The 6,019-nt window shown below is 62.5% G+C and carries 5 protein-coding genes and 1 pseudogene; all 6 read right to left on the reverse strand.

Going from position 1 to position 6,019, the window contains the following annotated elements:
* On the reverse strand, positions 1-1,569 hold a 1,569-nt coding region (gene ftsH / locus EN893_RS14850), incomplete at its 3' end, for an ATP-dependent zinc metalloprotease FtsH (RefSeq protein ID WP_164900875.1).
* 125 nt (positions 1,570-1,694) lie between these two features.
* Positions 1,695-3,089 carry a tRNA lysidine(34) synthetase TilS gene (tilS, locus tag EN893_RS14855; protein WP_127270142.1) on the reverse strand — a complete coding sequence of 465 codons (1,395 nt, stop codon included), beginning with the start codon at positions 3,087-3,089 and terminating at the stop codon, positions 1,695-1,697.
* 57 nt (positions 3,090-3,146) lie between these two features.
* Complete coding sequence (gene ybgF, locus EN893_RS14860) at positions 3,147-4,256, reverse strand: tol-pal system protein YbgF (RefSeq protein WP_127270140.1); 1,110 nt, start codon at positions 4,254-4,256, stop codon at positions 3,147-3,149.
* A 224-nt stretch (positions 4,257-4,480) separates the two neighbouring features.
* Positions 4,481-4,987 carry a peptidoglycan-associated lipoprotein Pal gene (pal, locus tag EN893_RS14865; RefSeq protein WP_013529149.1) on the reverse strand — a complete coding sequence of 169 codons (507 nt, stop codon included), beginning with the start codon at positions 4,985-4,987 and terminating at the stop codon, positions 4,481-4,483.
* Between the two features lie 246 nt (positions 4,988-5,233).
* Positions 5,234-5,533 carry a four helix bundle protein gene (locus EN893_RS14870; protein WP_236383235.1) on the reverse strand — a complete coding sequence of 100 codons (300 nt, stop codon included), beginning with the start codon at positions 5,531-5,533 and terminating at the stop codon, positions 5,234-5,236.
* A gap of 101 nt (positions 5,534-5,634) precedes the next feature.
* Positions 5,635-6,019: pseudogene (locus EN893_RS14875) on the reverse strand (PD40 domain-containing protein); the annotation flags it as partial.

The following is a 6,019-nucleotide window of genomic DNA, read 5'->3' on the forward strand; positions in this document are numbered from 1 at the left end:
ATAGGCGACATGGCCGAGCTTGTCGGAAAAGCCCCAGCGCGTGACCATGGCGCGGGCCAGCTTGGTCGCCTGCTCGATATCCGAAGAGGCTCCGGAGGTGATGTTCTCCTTGCCGAACTTGAACTCCTCGGCGACGCGGCCGCCCATCATGATGGCGAGACGCGAGATCATGTATTTGTAGCTCATCGAATAGCGGTCGCCTTCGGGCAACTGCATGACCATGCCGAGCGCGCGACCGCGTGGAATGATCGTGGCCTTGTGCAGCGGATCGGCCGATGGCACGTTGAGCGCGAGAATGGCGTGGCCGGCCTCATGGTAGGCGGTCAGCTCCTTCTCGGCCTGGGTCATGGCCGACGAGCGGCGCTCGGCGCCCATCATGATTTTGTCCTTGGCGTCCTCGAATTCGGCCATGGTGACGAGGCGCTTGTTGCGCCGTGCCGCCATCAGCGCGGATTCGTTGACGAGGTTCATCAGATCGGCGCCGGAAAAGCCCGGCGTACCGCGCGCGATCACCTTGAGGTCGACATTGGGCGCCAGCGGCACGTTGCGCACATGCACCTTGAGGATCTTCTCGCGGCCGACGATGTCAGGGTTCGGCACCACGACCTGGCGGTCGAAGCGGCCTGGCCTGAGCAGGGCGGGGTCAAGCACGTCGGGCCGGTTGGTGGCGGCGATCAGGATGATGCTTTCGTTGGATTCGAAGCCGTCCATCTCGACCAGCAGCTGGTTCAGCGTCTGCTCGCGTTCGTCGTTGCCACCGCCGAGGCCGGCGCCGCGATGACGGCCGACAGCGTCGATTTCGTCGATGAAGATGATGCAGGGTGCGTTCTTCTTGGCCTGGTCGAACATATCGCGGACGCGGCTTGCACCAACGCCTACGAACATCTCGACGAAGTCAGAACCGGAAATGGTGAAGAACGGCACATTGGCTTCGCCGGCAACCGAGCGGGCGAGCAGCGTCTTGCCGGTTCCCGGAGGGCCGACGAGCAGCACGCCGCGCGGAATCTTGCCGCCGAGCCGCTGGAATTTCTGCGGATCGCGCAGGAACTCGACGATCTCTTCCAGATCTTCCTTGGCTTCGTCGACGCCGGCAACATCCTGGAAGGTGACGCGGCCATGCGCTTCGGTGAGCAGCTTGGCCTTCGACTTGCCAAAGCCCATCGCGCGGCCGGAGCCGGACTGCATCTGGCGCATGAAGAATATCCAGACGCCGAGGATGAGGATCATCGGCAGCCAAGAGATCAAATAGCCGAACAGCGAATTGGAACCGTCTGTTTCAGGCCGCGCATTGATGGTGACGTTCTTGTCCTGCAGCCGCGAGACCAGCGAAGGATCGCCGGGCGAATAGGTCTGGAAGCCGCTGGCATTGTCGGTGTAGGTGCCGCTGATGCGGGCGCCCGCGATGGTCACCGTCTTGACCCGGCCCGCCGCGACATCCTGCAGGAACTGCGAATAAGGCACATCGCTGGAAGCCCCTCGCGTCTGCGGCGTCTGGAACAGATTGAACAGGGCTATGAGCAGGACCGCTATGATCGCCCAGAGCGCGAGGTTGCGATAGTTCGGATTCATCAATTGTCCCGTTGGCGTCCGCGGGGCGGACACGCGTCATGAGAGGAAACTTGCGCCTAACATAGGGAGAGCACCTCCCCTTGCCAAGCATAACAGCACGTCTGGGTTAAGCTTTCGCGCAACCATCAGCCGGCACTATGGCCGCTGAAAGGCAAGGGCGGGACCGGGGCCGCGCCAATCAGCCCGGCGACGGCCTGCGCCGGCGCCAGGTCGAAGGACGGCAGGAAGCGGGCAAAGGGACTAACGACCGGCCGCACTTCCACCATCGCCGACTTCAGTTCATATCCAGGCAAACCAAGGCATTCCCCGGCGTGCCACAACGCCGGTTCGGCCGCGAGCGCGGCGCGCATCAGGCTCGGCGGGGCTTTTCCTTGGCCCGTCGCCAGCCGCTTCGCCGCTGCCGTGCCTAGCGGGGCAATCAACAATGCGCTGCTGCTGTCGTTCAATGTGATGCGCCGGCGGCCATCCCACAGGGTGCTGCCAGTAAGGGTTGCGGCGGCGGGCAGGCCGCGCGCCTCGCGGCGCAGGAAGATGCCGGAGCGCCGGGAATCGACAACCGTCCGCGACAATGTGGCGCAAAGAAATCCAGCCCTCAGCCGACCGAACAGAGCCTCGCTGCGGGCCTGATCCGGCAGGAAGGCAATTCCGCCGGTCATGGCCAGCAGGATACGCAACGCATAGACGGCCGCTCGCTCGTCGCCTGTGTTCAGCAAGAGCGGATCAAGACGAATGAGCCCGCAGGACAGCCGGGTCGCGAAATCGCCGATCAAACTTGCGGCGGCGAGGCCGAGTTGACTGCGCGCGCGGCCCTCATGCGCGGCCAGCGCCAGTGCATCGTCGATGCGCTGCGCACCGTTGCTGTCGGCAAGGGCTGCCCGCACACGCGGCCGCTCGAAGGCCGCGTCGATATTGGTGGGGTCGTCGGCCCAGCCGACATTCTCACGCCGCAGGACGTCGCGCAGCGCCTCGCGCCGCAACCCGAGAAGCGGCCGAACGATCCACTCGCGCCAGTCATACAAGGTGGCCGGCGCCATGCCGGCAAGTCCCCGGCCTGCCATTTCGGCATGGCCTTGGCCCCCGTCCCGCGCCAATCCTTCCTCGCGCGCTTGCCGCATCAGCACCGTCTCTGCCTGGTCATCGGCGGTATGGCCGGTGAGGATCAGGCCGATGCCTTCGGCTTGTGCCGCCTCGGCCAGCAGCCGGTAGCGCGCCTCGCGAGCGGCGGCGGGCAGGCCGGTCGATGGCTTGGGGCCCGACCATGTCAGGATGCGGTGTGAAATTCCGAGTCTGGCGCACAGCTTCGCCACTGTTTGCGCTTCCGCAGCCGAACCGGACCGCAAACCGTGGTCGATCGTTACCGCCAGCAGCCTGGTTGCCGGCGCCTTACGGTCGAGATGGTGTCTGAGAAGAAGGAGCAGGGCGGTCGAGTCGCTGCCGCCGGACACGGCCGCAACAGCGCCGCTGGTAAAATCGATATGCGAAAAAGGGTTAGTCGAAAGGTCCGGCTCGGTGTCGAGCATAATGCATGTCGCCCAAAAGTGATCCCGGTTTCAGGACAACGACATGTAGGACAAGGATCAGCAGGCAGCCAGAGCCTTCTCCTGCTTGACGCGTTCCTTGAGCGCACTGGAAATATCAGGGTAGCGCTTGCCGACCTCGCTGAAGGTGGCACAGGCAACATCATGCTGCTTGAGGCCGACCAGCGACACGCCGAGCTTCAGCAACATGTCGGGAGCTTTCTTGGCCTTGGGGTAGTCCTTGCTGGCGGCAAGGAACGTCTCGGCCGCGTCGCGGTATTTCTGCTGGCCGAGCAATGACTCGCCCAGCCAGTAATGCGCGTCCGCCGCCTTCGCATCCTTGGGGAAGCGGGCGATGTGATCGCGAAAACCCTGCTCGGCGGTGCCGTAGTCGCCCGAGAGGATGAACTGGTAGGAGTTGCGGTAAAGCTCTTCCGGGTTGTTGGTGGCGGGCAACGCCGCGACCACCGTATCGGATTTTCCGGCCTTGGGCGCCGCCCCGGCGACTGGCGCGGTGTCCTGCGCCGGCGCGGTCGATTGCGTGTTGCCGCCGGCATCGATGACATTGCCGTTCTTGTCGACGGTGATGGTGCCGAAATTCTTTTCCGGCGCTCCCGTACCGGGAATAACCTTTCCGGGGTCGCCGTCGGGAGATTCGACGATGACATCCTCGACCGTCTTGCCGCCTGCCGATTGATCGTTGGCGGGCGCGGCGCCGGCATCGGCCGGCGCCCGTATTGCCGGGGCCGCCGCCACATCGTTGTCGGTGCCGGTGGTGGCGTCCGATTTCTTCTGCGCCGGCGGCTGCCCGCCTTGCGTGCCGCCGCCTTCCAGCTGCTGGAAGCGGAATTCATTGTCTTCCTGCTGCTTGCGGATCTGCTCCTGCATCTGCAGGACCTGGAAATTGAGTTCCTCGATCTTGCCGTTCATCTGCCGCAGCTGCTCTTCCAGGCTGGTGACAGCGGCAGGATCGGATTGCACCAGCTGAACCTGGTCCGGTTTCTTCTTTTGACCGAAAAGGTTGGGCAATTCGATACTGGGAAGATGGAAGGTAAAGCCGCTGTCGGTTGATTGCCCCGTGCCGCTCGCCCCGGTGCCGCTGGCCAGGGCGGTGACGCCTGATAGGAGCAGCAGCGCAAGCGTGCCGCTCAGAACCGATCTCAAATGCATGTGCCTCTCGCAGTGATTTCGTTAGCTTGTTCGCGCCTTCCAATCAGCATGGGACCAGCCAAGCGCCCTCGGCTCATAGCAGGAGCCGAGACTTCGGCCAAATTTTGTTTCGGGCATCCGGATGTGAAAAAGGCGGCCCCCAAGGCCGCCTTTCGCACAGGTATGTTGCATTTTTACCGCTAGACGGCCGCCGTTCTTGACGCGCCGGTCGGCTGCGTGATGCTTCAGGAGCCAGCGCCGCTAAGCGTGGTGACCGCGCGGCGGTTCTGCGACCAGCAGGAGATGTCGTCGCAAACCGCGACCGGACGTTCCTTGCCGTAGGAAATGGTCTTGAGACGGCTGGCCGAGACGCCCTTGGCGACAAGGAAGTCACGGGTGGCGGCGGCGCGGCGGGCGCCGAGCGCCAGATTGTATTCACGTGTGCCGCGTTCGTCGGCATGACCTTCGACGACGATGGCATACTGCTTGTACTGGTTCAGCCACTGCGCCTGGCGCGAGAGCGTCGTCTGCGCGTCGGCACGGATCGAGGTCGAGTCCGTATCGAAGAAGATGCGGTCGCCAATGTTGACGGTGAAGTCCTGCGCCGATCCGGGTGTTGCGGCGCCGGCGCCGTTAAGGCCAAGATCGGCCGCGTTGTTCGGCGTCTTCTTCGAGGCGCAACCTGCGATGGCGAGCATCGCCACCAGCGCGATCATGACCGGGTTTCTGGTAAGTGCTGCAATACGGCCCATGCCGCCTCTCCTTCGTATTTCGAGTGATCTAATTTGAGTGATTTCGTTGATCACCCAGTAACCACGTTTGGGTTAACCGGCATTCAAGAAACACGGTTAAATTTTGGTTTAAGCTGCCCGTCCGCAGCCGTTTTGGCCTGAAGCCACATTTCACGCGGACCCTAGGCGTAAATACGGCCAAAACGCGACAAAGAGATGGAAATGAGGAATTGAAGAGTTGGGGAATTGAGGAACTGAAGAGAGAATTCACTTCAGCTTTTCTCTCAGATTGATCAGCATGCCGTAGATATGGGCATAGGATCGCAGCCAATCGTCGTGTTGTGTCTGGCTGATGTATCCAAGGTCGAACGCATAGGAAATCCACGTCTCCACCTCGCTGCATGACCCCATTGCCATCGAAATGAACCGCGCGAATTCGGGTTTGGAGTGAGTCTGCTTGGCAAATCCTTCAGCCAAATTGGCGCAGATTCCTTTGCTGGAGCGACGCAACTGATCAGCCAGTGCGTATTGCTCCATTTTCGGGAAAGCGAGCTTTATGGACGTCAAGAGAAACCACATAAGCGCGCTTATATACCTCTAGATCCTTCGCGCGATTAATGTAGCCGCCCGCCTTCTCCATTCTTCAGTTCTTCAGTTCCCCAGTTCCTCTATTCAAGCAGCGGCGACCAGGCCGGGTCGGAAGCGAAGTTCGCCGTCGGGATCGATTGTTCGTTGCGTCCGGTCAGATCGACCGAAACCAGTTTGGGCCCGCCGGCGGAATCGCGGAAGAACATCAGCACGCGGCCGTTCGGTGCCCAGGTCGGTCCCTCCTGCTGGAAGCCGGAGGACAGGATGCGCTCGCCCGATCCATCGGTCTTCATGACGCCGATCTGGAATTCGCCGCCGGTCTGCTTGGTGAAAGCGATGAGGTCGCCGCGCGGCGACCATACCGGCGTCGAATAGACGCCGTCGCCAAAGGAAATGCGGGTCTGGCCCGAGCCGTCGGCTCCCATCACGTAGATCTGCGCGCGGCCGCCACGGTCGGAGGTGAAC

The organism is Mesorhizobium sp. M7A.F.Ca.CA.004.04.2.1 (assembly GCF_004022825.1).
Classification (GTDB): Bacteria; Pseudomonadota; Alphaproteobacteria; order Rhizobiales; family Rhizobiaceae; genus Mesorhizobium.

Excerpts from the sequence above, each read along its gene's own strand:
- tilS (WP_127270142.1), bottom strand. The coding sequence starts at position 3,089 with ATGCTCGACACCGAGCCGGACCTTTCGACTAACCCTTTTTCGCATATC.
- ybgF (WP_127270140.1), bottom strand. The coding sequence starts at position 4,256 with ATGCATTTGAGATCGGTTCTGAGCGGCACGCTTGCGCTGCTGCTCCTA.
- pal (WP_013529149.1), bottom strand. The coding sequence starts at position 4,987 with ATGGGCCGTATTGCAGCACTTACCAGAAACCCGGTCATGATCGCGCTG.